The organism is Rhizobium sp. GR12 (genome assembly GCF_036596185.1).
Lineage (GTDB): Bacteria > Pseudomonadota > Alphaproteobacteria > Rhizobiales > Rhizobiaceae > Agrobacterium > Agrobacterium nepotum.
Genome location: NZ_JASXTH010000001.1, coordinates 369470 through 386282 on the forward strand (window position 1 = coordinate 369470; position 16813 = coordinate 386282).

Below are 16813 nucleotides of genomic sequence, written 5' to 3' on the forward strand. Positions count from 1 at the left end.
TCCTTATTTATCGCTTTCGGTGAGGCCCTTGATGAACCAGCGCTGGAAGATCACGACGATCATCACAGGCGGCAGCATGGCCAGAACGGCAAGCGCGAAAGCTTCGTTGTAATCGGGGATTTGCGAACCGACCCAGACTTGTAGGATCGACTTGATGCCGCGCATCAGGGTGAAGAATTTCTCATCCGTCGTCATCAGCATGGGCCAGAGATACTGGTTCCAGCCGTACACGAACATGATGATGAAGATCGCCGCCATCATGGTGCGGGAAAGCGGGATGAGAATGTCGATGAAGAACTTGACCGGCCCTGCCCCATCGATACGGGCGGCTTCCAGCAATTCCTCCGGAACGGATTTGAAGAACTGCCGGAAATAGAAAGTGCCCGTTGCAGACGCCAGAAGCGGCACGATCAGGCCGGTATAGGAATTCAGGAGGCCGAGTTTGCTCATCACCTCGTAGGACGGCATGATGCGCACTTCGAGCGGCAGAAGCAGCGTCGTGAAGATAATCCAGAAGGCAAGCGTCGCAAACCTAAAGCGGAAATAGACGATCGCATAGGCTGCCGTCATCGACAGGACGATCTTGCCGACGGCAAAGCCCACGCCGAGGATCAGCGAGTTGAGCACCATGTTGAGACCGGTGATCTGCCCGGTAAAGCCGCCCTTCTGCGTCAGGACCTTTTCATAGGTCTCGACGAAATTGTCGCCCGGAATGAGTGTCAAACCGCTGCGGTGGATTTCCGCCGCCGTATGGGTGGACGTCATGAATGCCACGATAACAGGCAATATCAGGAACAGCGCACCGATGATCAGCACCAGATGATCGAGGGGTTTTGTCTTGTACATCGTCTTTTCCCTCAATTGTAGTGGATGCGTTTTTCGATGAAGCGGAACTGGATGACGGTCAGGACGAAGACGACCAGCATCAGGATGACGGACTGGGCCGAAGAACCGCCGATGTCATTGCCGCGGAAACCGTCGAGAAACACCTTGTAGACCAGCGTAATCGGATTGTTGGCCGCCTTGTCCTTCACCATCACGTCGATGACCCCGAACGTATCGAACAGGGCATAGGTGATGTTGATGATGAGCAGGAAGAAGGCGGTGGGTGCCAGAAGCGGCATGATGACTGTCCAGAACCGGCGAAAGCCGGAGCGGCAATCGATGGCGGCGGCTTCACGCACGGCGACGGAGACGCCCTGAAGCCCGGACAGGAAGAAGATGAAATTATAAGGAATCTGCTTCCAGACGGCGACGACCACCATGGCGAAGGCGGTGTCGAAATAATTGAGGCCGACCTTCATATCCCAACCGAGCATCGCGGCCATCCTGACGAAGGGTCCGATATGCTGGTCGAAAAACATCATGCCGATGAGGCCCGCAACCGGCGGCGCGATGGCATAGATGGAAATCAGCACTGTTTTGTAGGCCGAACTGCCGCGAATGACCGCATCGGCCTTGACCGCAAGAAGAAGGCCAAGCGCCAGCGAAAAGAAGGTCACCAGAACGGTGAAAACCACCGTGAATTTCGCGATGCTGAGATATTCCGGATTGAATAGCGCATCCGAATAATTGGCGAAGCCTACGAAGGAAGCGCCGAAGCCGAACGGGTCTTCAATGTAAAACGACGATTGCACGGCCTGAATGGATGGCCAGTAGAAGAAGATGAAAATCACCGCGAGCTGAGGCGCCAGAAACAGATAGGGCACATAGGACGAGGAGAATTGCACGCGCTTCATGCCGGCTTCGGCGGCGCTGACGGGTTTTCCAGCCTTTGCGGCCCGACCGGACAAAAACCGGGTCAGACGCGGTTGAGACGATGTATAGGCCACGCTTGCGCCTCCTTAATCCAAGAATGAGCCTCCCTTCCATCGGAAAGGAGGCTCAATAGCGATTTCTGGTTTCGAAACCGGCGATCAGCCGGCCGTCTTGGCGAAACGTGCGAGGAGGTCGTTGCCTTCCTTCTCGATGATGTCGAAGGCGTCCTTCGGCGTAACTTCACCGGAGAAGATACGGTTGTATTCACGTTCCATCACGGCGCGGATTTGTGGGTAGAAGCCGAGGCGATAACCCTTGGACCATTCGCCAGACGGCAGCGACAGCTGCTGGATGCCGACTTCGGCGACCGGCTTTTCCTTGTAGAAGCCTTCAGCCTTGGCCTTTTCGTAGGCGGCCTTGGTGATCGCGACGTAACCGGTAGCCTTGTGGTAGAAGACCTGGATTTCCGGCGAGGTCAGGAACTGGAAGAAGTCGGCCACGCACTTGTTTTCGGCTTCGGACTTGCCCGACATTGCGAAGAGGGCAGCACCGCCGATGAAGGAGTTGGTGCCTGCACCCTTGATGGAGCCCCAGTAAGGAAGGAAGGTTGCGGAGAACGGCATGGCCGCAGTCTTCTGCAGGCCGCCGAACGAACCCGACGAACCGATCCAGAATGCAACCTTGCCTTCTTCGAAAGGCTTCTGGTTGTCGTTCCAGCCGGCGCCGTAATAGGCGAACAGGCCCTTGTCCTTCCAGTCCTTCAGCTTGTCGAACATCATGACGAGGTTCGGGTCGGTAAGCTTGAGCTTGGTGTCGGTGACGCTGTCGTAACCATTGTTGTTGCTGGCGAACTGGATGTTGTTGCGGGAGAAGAAGTTCTCCGTGAACTGCCAGGTGAGCTGCGACTGGACGAGCGGGATGTAACCGGCTTCCTTCAGCTTCGGCGCAACCTTTTCGAAATCTTCCCAGGTCTTCGGTGCCTCGACGCCGGCCTTTTTCAGGGCTTCGTCGTTGACATACATGATCGGTGCGGAGGTGTTGAACGGCATGCCGACGAACTTGCCATCAGCGGCAGCGTAGAAATAACGCACGCCGTTGATGAAGGCTTCGCGGTTGAACTTGTAACCGGCCTTGTTGATGAGGTCTTCCGCAGGAATGACAGCGCCCTTGGCGTTGATGATGGTGGCAGCACCGGCATCGAAAACCTGGAGAATGTTAGGCTGTTCGCCCGAGCGGAAGGCAGCGATGCCGCTTGCCAGAGCTTCTTCGTAGGAGCCCTTGGAAACCGGCGTCAGAGCGCATTCCTTCTGGGCTTCATTGAACTTCTGCGAAACTTCGTTGATGACTTCGCCGTTACGGCCGCCCATGCCATGCCACCAAGTGATGTTGGTCGCTGCCATAGAAGACGTTGCCGAAATGCTGACGGCCACTGCGGCCATGGAAATCTTCTTCAACATTACTAAATCCTCTCCACCATTTATTGGGGTGAGGATGCGAATAGAGACGTTCCATGACGTCTCTTTAACAGTTCCATGTCAGATTTATTACAGTACCGGCGAGACAGGCTCCGTTCTTCCAAAAATGGATGTCTCAAGCGTCCTTCCGCTTTATCGGACGGGCCGGATTTCCGACCACCGTCGCTCCAGCCAAGACATCCCGCGTCACCACAGAACCGGCGCCGACGATCGCGCCGTCGCCAACTGTTACTCCCGCCAAAAGTATCGCTCCGCCGCCGATCCACACGTCGCGACCGATCGTCACCGGTTTTGCCATTTCAATGCCTTTTGAACGCGGAACCGGGTCCAGATGGTGTTCGGCACAATAGATCTGCACCGCCGGCCCCAACATCGCGCCGTCCCCTATCCGCACGGACGCGGAATCGAGAATGACGCAGCCGGTATTGAGATAGACATTTGTGCCCAATGTAATGTTGAAGCCGTAAGCGCAATGAAACGACGCTTCGACAAATGCCCCTTCCGCCACCGAGGCAAAGAGCGCCCGCAGCAGCGGCGCCATGGCCCCGCGCTCGTCCGGCGATAGGGTGTTGTGCTGGTGAACGGCCCGGCGGGCGCGTCCTCGCAGCACGTCCAGTTCGGCATCCATGCAGCAGTACCATTCGCCCGCGGCCATTTTTTCCCGCTCGGTGGACATTGGCTTACCCTCCCTCAAAACGCGTCAATGAAATGCTGCGGCAGACGTCGCGGCAGAACGGCGACAATATCGAAACGCAACGAAAACCGTGCCGCATCCCTGCGGCGGGAGAGCCAAATATCGGCGGCGGCGCGGATACGCTGTTGCGAACGAAACCCGACCGCGTCGACGGCCCCGACACCGGAAGACCGCGCCTTGACCTCGATGATGGCGACGACATCCTTTTTGCGGGCGATGAGATCGATTTCCCCCAGTCGGGTGCGATAACGAATGGCGAGGATGCGGTATCCCCGAAACAGCAGATAGAGCGCTGCCCAATATTCCGCAGTGTGGCCGCGTCGCTCGGCCTTTCGCCTTTTGTCCGTTTGCCCGTCAGCGGCCATTCGTGTCCTTCATATCCAGCAGCCGTTGGTAAAGCTCCTTGCGTGGCAGGCCGGTCAGCTTTGCCGCCTCGGCCGCGGCCTTCGCGGCAGGCATCGTTGTGACGAGATCCTTCAGGAGCCTCTCGACATCCTCGATATCGGGAATTTCGTCATAGGAAGGCGGCTCTATCAGGAGCACGATCTCGCCCTTCACCACGCGGTCCCCGTCGTAATGATCCGCAAGTTCGCCCAGCGTGCCACGTCGGAACTCCTCGAAGGTCTTGGTCAGTTCGCGGCAAACCACGGCACGGCGGTCGCGGCCGAGCACTTCCGACGCAACCTTGAGGGAAGTGCCGATGCGGCGCGGCGATTCAAAAAAGATCAGGGTGGCGGGGATTTTCGCAAGTTCGGCAAAACGGTCTCGTTTGCCACGATCCTTCACCGGCAGGAAACCCGCGAACAGAAAGGCATCACTCGGCAAACCCGCTCCGACAAGGGCCGCAAGCGGCGCCGAAGCCCCCGGCACCGGCACGACGCGATGCCCGGCCTCGAGTGCGAGCTGACCGAGACGATAACCGGGATCGGAGACCAGCGGCGTTCCGGCATCCGACACCAGCGCTACGGATTTCCCAGCCTCCAGGGCGGCGATGAGCTTCGGCCCCGCTTCCTGGGCATTATGCTCGTGATAGGAGAGCGGGCGCGTGCGGATACCGTAACGTTCGAGCAGGATGCGGGTGACGCGGGTATCCTCGCAGGCGAGAACATCGGCCGAGGCCAGCGTTTCCAGCGCGCGGATGGTGATGTCGCCCAGATTGCCGATGGGGGTGGCGACAAGATAAAGCGCCGGCTCCAGCGGCCGCGCCGGAATAGCGGCGGTGCCGATCCTGAAGCTCTTTGCTGCCGGTCTGTCATCGCTGTTCGATATTTCTTCCGTCACACGGCTTCCAATCATTCTGGCCGATCATTTCCGGCCGGTCGCTCCATTTTCGCCTCTTTATGGGCAATAGAAAACCGGCGAACAAGGTCCACGGGTGGCCATAGCCTGTGGATCATGCTGTATAGCAGCAAAATGACCGGTAGCCGATGAACTCGGCTCTTGCATTTTCTGCAATAACTCTGCCATTTTGCCCGTCCACATTATCCGGCTTTCCGGCCGGTCAAGACTCTTCTTTATCGATCCGGCGGTGGCCGGCTCGCAACGGTTGAAAGCGGTAGCGTCCATGCGTATTACTCTTGAACGGTCGAACCTTCTTAAATCGCTGAACCACGTCCACAGGGTCGTAGAGCGTCGCAACACGATCCCGATCCTGTCCAACGTTCTGCTTCGCGCATCCGGCGCCAATCTGGACATGAAGGCGACCGACCTCGATCTCGAAATCACCGAGGCGACACCGGCCATGGTGGAGCAGGCAGGCGCGACCACCGTGCCGGCACACCTGCTTTATGAAATCGTGCGCAAGCTGCCTGATGGTTCCGAAGTGCTTCTGGCAACCAACCCGGACGGCTCTTCGATGACGGTGGCCTCCGGCCGTTCGAAATTCTCGCTGCAATGCCTGCCGGAAACCGATTTCCCGGATCTGACCGCCGGCACCTTCAGCCACACCTTCAAACTGAAGGCGACCGACCTGAAGATGCTGATCGACCGGACGCAATTTGCGATTTCGACCGAAGAGACCCGTTATTACCTGAACGGCATCTTCTTCCACACCATTGAAAGCAATGGCGAGCTGAAGCTGCGCGCGGTCGCGACGGACGGTCACCGTCTGGCACGCGCCGATGTGGATGCGCCCGCCGGCTCCGAAGGCATGCCGGGCATCATCATTCCGCGCAAGACGGTCGGCGAATTGCAGAAGCTGATGGATAATCCGGAACTGGAAGTTACCGTCGAGGTGTCGGATGCGAAAATTCGCCTGACCATCGGCTCGGTCGTTTTGACCTCGAAGCTGATCGACGGCACCTTCCCGGACTACCAGCGCGTGATCCCCACGGGCAACGACAAGGAAATGCGCGTCGATTGCCAGACCTTCGCACGGGCCGTCGACCGCGTATCGACCATTTCTTCCGAGCGCGGCCGCGCCGTGAAGCTGGCGCTGACCAACGGCCAGTTGACGCTGACCGTCAACAATCCGGATTCAGGCAGCGCGACGGAAGAAGTGGCTGTCGGTTACGACAATGATTCGATGGAAATCGGCTTCAATGCCAAATATCTCCTCGACATCACCTCGCAGCTTTCCGGTGAAGACGCGATTTTCCTGCTGGCGGATGCAGGCTCGCCGACGCTCGTTCGCGACACTGCCGGCGACGATGCGCTTTATGTTTTGATGCCGATGCGCGTTTGAAGCGGGATTTTTCTCAATTTCATCAAGAAAGCCGGTGGATCGAGTCACCGGCTTTTTTGATTCTGCTAAGAAGGCATTTCAAACCGCAGGCGAATTTTTCCAGTTACGACATTTTGCCTTGTTTTTGCGCCAAATGGGATCAACATTGCGTAACAATTTTTTGACAATGACCAAATACATCTGAGGGGAATTATGGCACTTAACCTGAAGCAACGCCTTGAACAGAAGTTCGAGGAAGAAATTCGTTTTTTCAAGGGCATGGTCAGCCAGCCAAAAAAAGTCGGGGCTATCGTCCCCACATCGTCCATCACGGCGAAGAAAATGGCGAGTGTCATCAATCCCCATTCAGGTCTTCCCGTTCTCGAACTGGGCCCCGGAACGGGCGTCATCACCAAGGCCATTCTAGCGCGGGGCATCAAGCCCGAAAACCTGACCGCCATCGAATATTCGACCGACTTCTACAATCAGCTGCTCAGAAACTATCCGGGCGTCAACTTCATCAATGGCGACGCTTTCGATCTCGATGCGACGCTTGGCGAGCACAAGGGCCAGATGTTCGATAGTATCATCTCCGCCGTGCCGATGCTGAATTTCCCCATGGCCGCCCGTATAAAGCTTTTCGACGAATTGCTGAAGCGCGTGCCGCACGGCCGCCCTGTCATACAGATTTCCTACGGCCCCATTTCGCCCATCGTCGCGCAGCCGCATCTCTATCATATCCGCCATTTCGATTTCATCGTGCGCAACATTCCGCCGGCGCAATTGTGGACCTATACGCGGGCCTGATGTTCGGCAGTGCGGATGTCGTCATTTCCCGGTCGTGACAGATGGTTAGGGTCTTGATTTACCCTTTCCATCGCCATTGAGGACCGTTTTTCATGCATGCGCTCTATATCACCCATCCCCAGGTCAGGATCGATCCGGCGGTTCCGGTTCCTCAATGGGGACTTTCTGATGTGGGCGCGCAGCGGGCGCGTGAGGCGAGCCGCCTGCCCTGGGCCAAGGCGTTACGGCGGATCGTTTCAAGCGCGGAAACCAAGGCGATCGAAACCGCCCGCATTCTTGCCGAAACATCCGGCGCGGAAATAGAGATCGTCGAGGCGATGCACGAAAACGACCGGTCTGCCACGGGCTTCCTGACGCCGCCGGAATTCGAAAAGGCGGCGGACTGGTTCTTCGCACACCCGCAGGAAAGCTTTCACGGCTGGGAACGGGCGATCGATGCGCAGGCAAGGATCGTAGGGGCCGCCAAAGCCGTTCTCGACTGGCACGATCCGCAACAGCCGATCGCCTTTGTCGGCCATGGTGGCGTGGGTACGCTTTTGAAATGCCATATCGAAGGGCTCGGCATCAACCGCAGCAGAGACCAGCCGCCCGGCGGCGGCAACCTTTTCCGGTTTTCCATCGCCGAATTTTTACTTGCGGCTCAGCGCCCCACATGCGACTGGACGGCAATGGAAACATGGCAGGGATGAGACAATGACCGCACGCGAAAAACTGATCGTCGGGCTGGATGTTCCGACTGTGCAGCAGGCTGAAGACATCGTGTCGAAAATCGGCGACGACGTTCTGTTCTACAAGATCGGTTATCAGCTGGTTTTCGCTGGCGGTCTTGAATTCGCCCGCGACCTTGTCCAGAGCGGCAAGAAGGTCTTTCTCGACATGAAGCTGCTCGACATCGACAACACCGTCGCCTCCGGCGTCGAAAACATTGCTCGCATGGGCATGTCGATGCTGACCCTGCACGCCTATCCCAAAGCCATGCGCGCCGCAGTCAAGGCAGCCGAAGGTTCCGGTCTCTGCCTGCTGGGCGTCACGGTGCTGACCTCGATGGACGACGCCGATCTTGCCGAGGCCGGTTACGCCTCCGATGCCCGTTCGCTGGTGCTGCGCCGTGCGGAACAGGCGCGCGAGGCGGGCATGGGCGGCATCGTCTGTTCGGCGGAGGAATCGACGGCGGTGCGTGAAATCCTTGGTCCCGATCTTGCCGTCGTCACCCCGGGCATCCGCCCGGCCGGTTCCGAGGCCGGCGATCAGAAGCGTGTGATGACGCCTTTCGACGCCATCAGGGCCGGTTCGAGCCATCTGGTCGTCGCCCGCCCGATCGTCAGGGCGGAAGACCCGAAAGCGGCTGCCCGCGCCATTCTTGATGACATGCTGCGCGCCAGCTTTCCGGCAAACCAATAAAGACCAATCGGAGGAAACGAAATGGCCAAGGGGTACTGGATCGCTCAGGTCGATGTACGCGACAATGAGCGCTACAAAGACTACGTTACGACAGCGAAGCCTGCATTCGAACGCTTCGGCGCCAATTTTCTGGCCCGGGGAGGCTCGGTGACTGAACTGGAGGGCAAAGCACGCGGCCGCAACGTCGTTATCGAGTTTCCCTCGGTGCAGCACGCCATCGATTGCTACAACTCGCCCGAATATCAGGCTGCCGCCAAAATCCGTCAGGAAGTCGCGGATGCCAATATGATGATTGTTGAAGGTATTTGATCATCTTCAACGCGGTTTCCGGAACCGCGCCGTAAACTTGCCCGAAGCCCAGCTACAACGTCTCTTCACGCGCGCACGGCTTTGGGCTAAGAGACTGAAAAACGCTTAATTCACAGCTTCTGAGGAGCCTCCCATGACTTTGGCCAACCTTCCCCCCCTCGTCACCGTTTTCGGCGGTTCGGGTTTTGTCGGGCGGCATGTCGTGAGAATGCTCGCCAGGCGCGGTTACCGCATCCGCGTGGCTGTGCGTCGCCCGGATCTTGCCGGCTTCCTGCAGCCGCTCGGCAATGTCGGCCAGATCTCGTTTGCCCAGGCGAACCTGCGTTATCGCGCTTCCGTCGTCAAAGCCGTCGAAGGCGCCGATCATGTGGTCAATTGCGTTGGTATCCTCACCGAAAGTGGCCGCAACACCTTTGACGCCGTGCAGGAATTCGGCGCGAAGGCGATTGCCGAAGCTGCCCGTGACGTCGGCGCCACACTGACACACATCTCCGCCATCGGTGCGGAGGCGAATTCGCCGACCGGTTACGGCCGCACCAAAGGCCGCGCCGAGGCCGCCATCCATTCCACATTGCCCGGCGCTGTGATCCTGCGTCCGTCGATCATTTTTGGGCCGGAAGACGATTTCTTCAACAAATTCGCCAAGATGGCCCGCAGCCTGCCGTTCCTGCCGTTGATCGGCGGCGGAAAAACGAAGTTCCAGCCGGTCTATGTCGAGGATGTCGCAGAAGCTGTGGCCCGCAGCGTCGACGGCAAGCTGAAGCCCGGCGCGATCTATGAACTCGGCGGCCAGGATGTGATGACGTTCCGCGACTGTCTCGAGGCGGTTCTTGCCGCGACCTACCGTCAGCGCCCCTTCGTCAATCTGCCTTTTGGCGTCGCCTCAATGATCGGCAAGATCGCTTCGCTGGTGCCGTTGATTACGCCGCCGTTGACGGTCGATCAGGTGACGATGCTGAAAAAGGACAATATCGTTTCCGCTGACGCAGAAAAGAATGGCATGACGCTGGAAGGCATCGGCATCGCACCCGTTCGCGTCGCCTCCGTCCTGCCGTCTTACATGGTGCAGTATCGCCAGCACGGCCAGTTCGCCAATGCGGGAAAAGCGGCCTGAACCCATTTTTCTGGCCTTAACGATTTAAACGAAAGCGGGAAGATTCCCGCTTTTTGTTTTTGCACAATCCAATTGCAACCAATCCGCTATTAGCGCATTTTCCCTCAACTGAAAGGGAAGTGCGGCATCGACCGGGGCTGTTTTGGTAAGCCGGGTAAAATTTAACGGCAGTCTGGTTTCCATATGCAAGCGTGGCACAAGCGCAACTGTGGAAAAGACTTCGCATTAACCCGGTATTCAAGAAGCTGCTTTATTGATATTCGCCACATTCCAAACATATCCCGAACCCTCACTTCACACACGGCGGCGTGTTCCGCGCGAACGAACGTCTGAAAGGCAATCATAAAATGGGCAGATCTATCGCACTCTTTTTTGCGTGTGCGGCTTTGGTGGTTCTGGCGGGTTCTTTCATGGCGCCGGGAACGGTTGCAGCGGGCAAGAGCGGCTGCGCTCCCGCCTACGGCGTCGACCCTTGCGCAACGGCTTCGATCAGCGCGAACTGATCAGCTTTCATAAGCTTCAAAGAAAAAGCGCCTCCGGTTTTCCGGGGCGCTTTTTTTTATTTCAGTCCGGCCATCGAAAACGGGCGGCTATTTCTAAAACCGGCTCAGCCGAAGACCAGAAGTGCCACCAGACCGAGCGAGCCGATGACGATGCGCCACCAGGCGAAGGGTGCAAAGCCCCGTCGCGAGACGAAGTCCAGCAGCGAGCGCACGACGAAAAGGCCGGAAACAAAAGCGGCAATGAAACCGACGGCGATCAGCGCGCCATCATCGAAGCTCAGCGCATCCCGGTTCTTGTAGAGATCGAGGGTAAAAGCGCCGAGCATGGTCGGCATCGCCAGGAAAAACGAGAATTCGGCGGCGGAGCGCTTGTCCGTGCCCATCAATAGCGCACCAACAATGGTGGCGCCGGACCGGGAGGTGCCGGGAATCATCGCAAGGCACTGGAACAGGCCGATCTTGAAGGCAAGCGACGGCGGGTAATCCATAATGTCGGTATATTTCGGTTTAAGCGGCATCCGGTCGACGGCGAGCAATATCACTCCGCCGATAATCAAGACGACGCAAATGAGCATCGGTGTTTCGAACAGCACCGTCTTGATGAAATCATGCGCCAGAGCGCCGATGACTGCCGCCGGCAGGAAGGCGACGGCGACGGCCAGCACGAAGCGGCGCGCCTTGGCGCTTGTCGGCATTGCCGTGGCGATCGATACAAGCTTTTGAAAATACACAAGAAGGATCGCAAGGATCGCGCCGAGCTGGATGAGCACGGCAAAGGTGTTGCCCGGCGATTTGAAGCCGAGGAAATGGCCGGCCAGCAGGACGTGCGCCGTTGAGGAAACGGGAATGAACTCCGTCAGACCCTCGATGATGCCCAGCAGAAGCGCGCTGATGATCGATTGGTCACCCATGAGGTATCCTTTTTTTCAGGGGGAAGCGGCAATGGAAAGCAATTGCGTTAAACTTGTTTTAAAGTAGCCAAGCTCTTATAGCGTCTTGATGAAGCGAAACTGAAAAAGTTTTCCGGCAAATGCCGATCATGACAACCAATCGTAAAAATTGAGTACCGATGCCAACTCTCTATCATTCTCCGATGTCGACCGCATCCCGGTTCGTTCGTCTGATCCTTTCGGAATACGGGTTCCAGACCGATCTCGTCGAGGAACAGCCGTGGGAAAGAAGGCGGGAGTTTCTGGCGCTGAACCCGGCGGGCACCCTGCCGGTCTATCTTGATGATAATATGCGATCCCTCAGCGGGCCCTACGTGCTTGCCGAGTTTCTCGACGAGACGCACGGGGTTTTGAAGCGCGACAGGCGCTTGCTGGCGGAAGACCCGTTTCAGCGGGCGGAAATCCGCCGCCTGACGGAATGGTTTCTGCAGAAGATGGAAAACGACGTGACACGGCCGCTGGTGCGGGAACGGGTCTATAAATTGCAGATGACGGCCGCGCAGGGTGGCGGACCGCCGGATTCCAAGCTTCTGCGCACCGCCCGCAATAATGTTCGTCAGCACATCAAGTATCTGGAATGGCTGGCGGGTTCACGCACCTGGCTTGCCGGCGACCGGTTGAGCTATGCCGACCTTGCCGCCGCCGCCGGTGTTTCGGTGCTGGACTATCTCGGCGAGATCAACTGGCTCGAAGCGCCCATCGCCAAGGAATGGTACCAGCGGCTGAAATCACGCCCGTCCTTCCGGCCGTTCCTCAGCGAGCGCATTCCGCGCCTTGCCCCCTCCTCCCACTACGCCGATCTGGATTTCTAAATTCCGGCCTCCCGGTTATTTGCTGCGGCGTGTAGCTACGCATATATATGTCGCAGAGTAACCCGCAGGAGAAACGACCATCGACGTTGCCAGCGAAAAGCAGCGGATACGCGCGCGTAAACTGACGGACTTTGTTCGTCAGGAAGCGCTTTCGCTCGGCTTCGATCTCTGCCGCATCACCGCGCCGGACAGCATTCCGCTTGCGCCGGAGCGGCTGAGGCAGTTTCTCGACAAGGGTTACCACGGCACGATGGCGTGGATGGAGGAAACGGAAGCCCGTCGCGCCGAGCCGAAAACGCTGTGGGGCGACGTGCGCTCCATCGTCATGTTCGGGTTGAACTACGGGCCTGAGGAAGACCCGCGCGGGATACTTTCCAAACCGGACAAGGCAGCCATTTCGGTCTATGCCCGCAATCGCGACTATCACGACGTCATCAAAGGACGGCTGAAGGAGATCGCCACCCGTTTTGCTGCTCGCGCCGGCGAGGATGTGAAGGTCTTCGTCGATACCGCGCCGGTGATGGAGAAGCCGCTCGCCGCCGCCGCAGGTCTCGGCTGGCAGGGCAAGCATACCAATCTGGTCAGCCGCACCCATGGCTCCTGGTTGTTTCTCGGCAGCATGTTCACCACCGCCGAACTCTGTCTGGACGAGGCAGAGAGGGACCATTGCGGTTCCTGCCGCGCCTGTCTCGATGCCTGTCCGACGGCCGCCTTCCCCACCCCCTATCAGATCGATGCGCGCCGCTGCATCTCCTACCTCACCATCGAGCACAAGGGCACGATCCCGCACGAGTTCCGGCCGATGATCGGCAACCGCATCTATGGCTGCGACGATTGTCTTGCCGCCTGCCCCTGGAACAAGTTCGCGGCCAGCGCCTCCGAGATGAAATTGCAGGCGCGCGAGGATTTGCAGGAACCTTCCATCGCCTTCCTGCTGACGCTGGACGATGCTGCATTCCGCAGCTTCTTCAGCGGTTCACCGGTCAAGCGCATCGGGCGCAACCGGTTCATCCGCAATGTGCTGATCGCGGCGGGAAACTCTGGCGACCGGCAATTCGTGGAGCAATGCAAATCTCTCGCTGAAAAAGACCCTTCGCCGGAAGTGCGTGGCATGGCCGCATGGGCGTTGTCGCAGCTTATGGACAGGGACGAATTCCGTACATACTCTGCCGGGCGCGCGCCGGAGCCTGATCCGGAGGCGGAAATGGAATGGCTACTGGCAGAGGCGTGAACCATGCATGTGATGATTTTCGGCGCGGGATATTCGGGCAAGGCCATCGCAAACGCGCTGAAAACCGAGGCCGCAACGATATCAGGCACCACGCGCAGTAAAGACAAGTTCGCAAGCCTGGCTGCGGCGGGCATGACGCCGTTGCTGTTCGATGGCGCCCATCTCAATGATGATCTCGTCGCCGCAATGGCCAATGTCACCCATCTCGTGCAATCCATCGCACCGGGCAAGGATGGCGATCCGCTGCTTGCGCTTCTGGGCGACGATCTGAAAAAGCACCTGCCCAACCTCAAATGGCTGGCCTATCTCTCCACCGTCGGCGTTTATGGCGACCATGACGGCGCATGGGTGGATGAGGAAACTCCGTGCCGCCCGGTCTCCGCCCGGTCCATGGAGCGGGTTGTCGCCGAAACCGCCTGGGCTGCAGCCGCTCAAAAGGCCGATCTGCCGCTTGCCATCATGCGTCTTTCCGGAATTTACGGCCCCGGACGCAATGCCTTCATGAATTTCGAGAAGGGCACTGCGCGAAGGCTGGTGAAGAAAGACCAGGTGTTCAACCGCATCCGGGTGGAGGATATCGGCGCGGCCCTGGCCTTCCTGGCAGGTAAAAACCAAGACGGCATCTTCAATGTGACGGATGACGAACCCGGCCCACCGCAGGATGTGGTGAGCTTCGCCGCCACGCTGATGGGCGTCGAACCGCCGCCTGAACAGGCATTCGAGGCCGCCGATCTGACGCCGATGGCGCGCTCCTTCTATGGTGAGAACAAGCGCGTTTCCAACGCCAAAATCCGTGGTCTCGGCTTCGATTTCGGGTTCCCGGAATATAAAATATCGCTGACCCAATTGTGGAAAAACGGTCTCTGGCGAGGCTGAGGAATCCCCTCACGGAAAGCGATGAAAAATCCTTCCAAACCCGGTTTTGCGGATGGTTTTCGTCGCATTTTAGCCAATTAAGATTTTATTAACCCAACAAAATTCGCTAAAATCGTAGTCATTAGAAAAATATTTCACTCACATTCCGTGAAGTGGATTCACGAAGCCGTGACTTGCAATAGCATTCCCATTGAGCGTTGATTCTGCATTATTTTTCCTGAATTGTGACAGGAAGAGCCAGACGACGCCTTTCCGGCTAATGATCACGAATATTACAGACTGTAACACTTCGTGATTTGAGCTTAGCTTTTTTTCGCCATTTTTCCCTCGCCCTACAATCTCGCATCAAAAGGCGTTCAGGCCAGTCAATGGCCGTTTAGCAAGGGCACAATCAATCGGCGCGGGGCCGATTTTCAGGGAAGCACAGTTTGTTGAATATCCGTCGTATAACTTTCACCGCTGCAACTATAGCCGCCTGTTCGATCATCGCGCCTCTTCAGGCGAATGCGGCAAATGGTTGTGGAGGGGCATCGTGGTATGCGTTGACCTCCAAGACTGCTTCGGGCGAGCGTATGAACGCCGCCAACATGACCGCCGCTCACCGCTCGCTGCGGTTCGGCACCAAGGTCAAGGTAACGAACGCCCGCAACGGCAAGGCCGTGGTAGTGCGCATCAATGACCGCGGCCCGTTCATCAAGGGTCGCGTTCTCGATCTCTCCAAGGCGGCCGCAAAGAACATCGGCATGATCAACTCCGGCACCGCCAAGGTTTGCTACGAGATCGTCAAAGCCGATTGAGCCTTGCCCTTGCCGCCATTCGCGTCTACCAACCGGCTTATCAGCAAAATGAGGTAGACAATGCGTTTAGGCGGGCGTTTGGCCGGAGCAATCGAAGTATTGGCGGATATCGAGGGACGCAGGCGTCCCGTTGCCGATGCCTTGAAGGACTGGGGACTTGCGCATCGTTTTGCCGGATCCGGTGATAGGGCGGCGATCGGCAACATCGTCTACGACGCACTGCGCATGAAACTGTCGCACGCCTGGCTGATGGATGACGACAGCGCCGCCTCGCTTGGCTATGCCGTGTTGCTGCGGCAATGGGGCAAAAACTTTTCGGGACTGGCGGCAGAATTCGACGGCGACAAGTTCGCCCCCGCCGCGCCCGACGAAGAAAGGCAACAGGCCTTTCTTTCCCGTTCTCTCTCCGATGCACCAGCCCATATTCAGGGCGACATTCCCGAGTGGGTTCAATCATCTTTCGAGACGGCGTTTGGAGAGGGCTGGCTTGCCGAGGCACAGGCGCTGAACCAGCGCCCGACACTTGATCTGCGCGCCAACACACTGAAAGCCACCCGCGACAAGGTGCTGAAGGCGCTGGCGGAGAGCGGTGCGGAAGCCACGCACATCGCCCGTCAGGGTGTACGCATCCCCGCCGGCGAAGGTGCCTCCCGCCTGCCGAACGTGACCGCCGAACTGTCTTTCCAGAAGGGCTGGTTCGAAGTGCAGGACGAGGGATCGCAGATCGTCGCCGATCTTGCCGGCGCGCATGAGGGCGAACAGATCCTCGATTATTGCGCCGGTGGCGGCGGCAAGACGCTGGCCATGGCCGCCAGCATGAACAACAAGGGTCAGGTCCACGCCTTCGACGCCGATCGCAAGCGGCTCGCGCCGATCATCGAGCGGCTGAAGCGGGCCGGCACCCGCAATGTGCAGGTTCATGACCGCGCAGCCGGGCTTGTCCCCTTCCATGAAAAATTCGACCGCGTTCTGGTGGATGCACCCTGCACCGGCACGGGCACATGGCGCCGGCGCCCCGACACCAAATGGCGGCTGACGACACGCAATCTGGAAGAACGCGTGCAGCAGCAAGGCGAAGCGCTTTCGCAGGCCAAGGGTTTCGTGCGCCCGGGCGGCGAGCTGCTTTATGTCACCTGTTCGGTTCTGCCCGAAGAAAACGAGCAGCAGGTCAGGCGCTTCTGCGAGGAAAATCCGCAATTCTACATCGGCTCGGCACTGGAACGCTGGCAGACGACTTTTGGCGGCAATGCGAACAAACCGCATTCCTCTGACGGAAAGACTGTGACGCTGACGCCTGCAACCACAGATACGGATGGTTTCTTCTTCTGCGTGATGAAACGCAAAGCCTGAAACAGGTTTTGCACGCGCTGATTTTACTTGGAAAATGCCACGCAGCTTGTTTCAAAGCATTCTAAACTAGAATG

18 protein-coding genes are annotated in these 16813 nt (G+C 58.2%); 11 read left to right on the forward strand and 7 right to left on the reverse strand.

Annotated features, from left to right (window positions below):
- Nucleotides 1-3: 3 nt before the first annotated feature.
- From ugpE to rsmI, 6 genes are all read right to left on the reverse strand, one after another.
- Nucleotides 4-846 carry a sn-glycerol-3-phosphate ABC transporter permease UgpE gene (gene ugpE, locus QSK43_RS01775; RefSeq protein WP_332302076.1) on the reverse strand — a complete coding sequence of 281 codons (843 nt, stop codon included), beginning with the start codon at nucleotides 844-846 and terminating at the stop codon, nucleotides 4-6.
- A gap of 11 nt (nucleotides 847-857) precedes the next feature.
- Nucleotides 858-1832, reverse strand: coding sequence for an ABC transporter permease subunit (locus QSK43_RS01780; protein WP_200893616.1), 975 nt, complete (start codon nucleotides 1830-1832; stop codon nucleotides 858-860).
- Nucleotides 1833-1916: 84 nt separating this feature from the next.
- Nucleotides 1917-3215 (reverse strand): extracellular solute-binding protein, encoded by a 1299-nt coding sequence (locus tag QSK43_RS01785; RefSeq protein WP_332302077.1) that lies wholly within the window; start codon nucleotides 3213-3215, stop codon nucleotides 1917-1919.
- 133 nt (nucleotides 3216-3348) lie between these two features.
- Nucleotides 3349-3909: a sugar O-acetyltransferase gene (locus QSK43_RS01790; protein ID WP_332302078.1), complete on the reverse strand. Its 561-nt coding sequence runs from the start codon at nucleotides 3907-3909 to the stop codon at nucleotides 3349-3351.
- A 14-nt stretch (nucleotides 3910-3923) separates the two neighbouring features.
- A complete protein-coding gene (locus tag QSK43_RS01795; RefSeq protein ID WP_332302079.1) occupies nucleotides 3924-4292 on the reverse strand; it encodes a YraN family protein in 369 nt (122 codons plus the stop codon).
- Nucleotides 4282-5223 (reverse strand): 16S rRNA (cytidine(1402)-2'-O)-methyltransferase, encoded by a 942-nt coding sequence (gene rsmI, locus QSK43_RS01800; protein ID WP_332302080.1) that lies wholly within the window; start codon nucleotides 5221-5223, stop codon nucleotides 4282-4284. The genes QSK43_RS01795 and rsmI overlap by 11 nt, the downstream gene beginning before the upstream one ends.
- A gap of 268 nt (nucleotides 5224-5491) precedes the next feature.
- On the opposite strand from rsmI, the gene dnaN reads away from it, so the two are divergent.
- From dnaN to QSK43_RS01830, 6 genes are all read left to right on the forward strand, one after another.
- Nucleotides 5492-6610, forward strand: a complete 1119-nt coding sequence (gene dnaN, locus QSK43_RS01805) for a DNA polymerase III subunit beta (RefSeq protein WP_045018289.1) — start codon at nucleotides 5492-5494, stop codon at nucleotides 6608-6610.
- Between the two features lie 192 nt (nucleotides 6611-6802).
- Entirely contained in the window at nucleotides 6803-7396 is a 594-nt protein-coding gene (pmtA, locus tag QSK43_RS01810; protein WP_045018287.1) for a phospholipid N-methyltransferase PmtA, read from the forward strand.
- 92 nt (nucleotides 7397-7488) lie between these two features.
- A complete protein-coding gene (locus tag QSK43_RS01815; protein ID WP_332302081.1) occupies nucleotides 7489-8085 on the forward strand; it encodes a histidine phosphatase family protein in 597 nt (198 codons plus the stop codon).
- Between the two features lie 4 nt (nucleotides 8086-8089).
- On the forward strand, nucleotides 8090-8797 hold the full coding sequence (gene pyrF / locus QSK43_RS01820; RefSeq protein WP_045018283.1) for an orotidine-5'-phosphate decarboxylase: 708 nt from the start codon (nucleotides 8090-8092) through the stop codon (nucleotides 8795-8797).
- 21 nt (nucleotides 8798-8818) lie between these two features.
- A complete protein-coding gene (locus tag QSK43_RS01825) occupies nucleotides 8819-9106 on the forward strand; it encodes a DUF1330 domain-containing protein (RefSeq protein ID WP_045018281.1) in 288 nt (95 codons plus the stop codon).
- A gap of 133 nt (nucleotides 9107-9239) precedes the next feature.
- On the forward strand, nucleotides 9240-10220 hold the full coding sequence (locus QSK43_RS01830; protein ID WP_332302082.1) for a complex I NDUFA9 subunit family protein: 981 nt from the start codon (nucleotides 9240-9242) through the stop codon (nucleotides 10218-10220).
- Between the two features lie 607 nt (nucleotides 10221-10827).
- Here QSK43_RS01830 and QSK43_RS01835 read toward each other — a convergent pair.
- The gene (locus QSK43_RS01835; RefSeq protein WP_332302083.1) at nucleotides 10828-11634 is read right to left on the reverse strand and encodes an undecaprenyl-diphosphate phosphatase; all 807 of its coding nucleotides are present in this window, start codon (nucleotides 11632-11634) and stop codon (nucleotides 10828-10830) included.
- 158 nt (nucleotides 11635-11792) lie between these two features.
- Here QSK43_RS01835 and QSK43_RS01840 point away from each other — a divergent pair, with 158 nt between their 5' ends.
- The 5 genes from QSK43_RS01840 (at nucleotide 11793) to QSK43_RS01860 (ending at nucleotide 16739) form a co-directional block, all read left to right on the forward strand.
- Nucleotides 11793-12485, forward strand: coding sequence for a glutathione S-transferase family protein (locus QSK43_RS01840; protein ID WP_045018274.1), 693 nt, complete (start codon nucleotides 11793-11795; stop codon nucleotides 12483-12485).
- A 79-nt stretch (nucleotides 12486-12564) separates the two neighbouring features.
- Nucleotides 12565-13716, forward strand: coding sequence for a tRNA epoxyqueuosine(34) reductase QueG (gene queG, locus QSK43_RS01845; RefSeq protein WP_332302233.1), 1152 nt, complete (start codon nucleotides 12565-12567; stop codon nucleotides 13714-13716).
- Between the two features lie 3 nt (nucleotides 13717-13719).
- Entirely contained in the window at nucleotides 13720-14592 is an 873-nt protein-coding gene (locus QSK43_RS01850) for an SDR family oxidoreductase (protein WP_332302084.1), read from the forward strand.
- Between the two features lie 428 nt (nucleotides 14593-15020).
- Nucleotides 15021-15389, forward strand: coding sequence for a septal ring lytic transglycosylase RlpA family protein (locus QSK43_RS01855; RefSeq protein WP_332302085.1), 369 nt, complete (start codon nucleotides 15021-15023; stop codon nucleotides 15387-15389).
- A gap of 60 nt (nucleotides 15390-15449) precedes the next feature.
- Nucleotides 15450-16739 carry an RsmB/NOP family class I SAM-dependent RNA methyltransferase gene (locus tag QSK43_RS01860; protein WP_332302086.1) on the forward strand — a complete coding sequence of 430 codons (1290 nt, stop codon included), beginning with the start codon at nucleotides 15450-15452 and terminating at the stop codon, nucleotides 16737-16739.
- Nucleotides 16740-16813 lie beyond the last annotated feature (74 nt).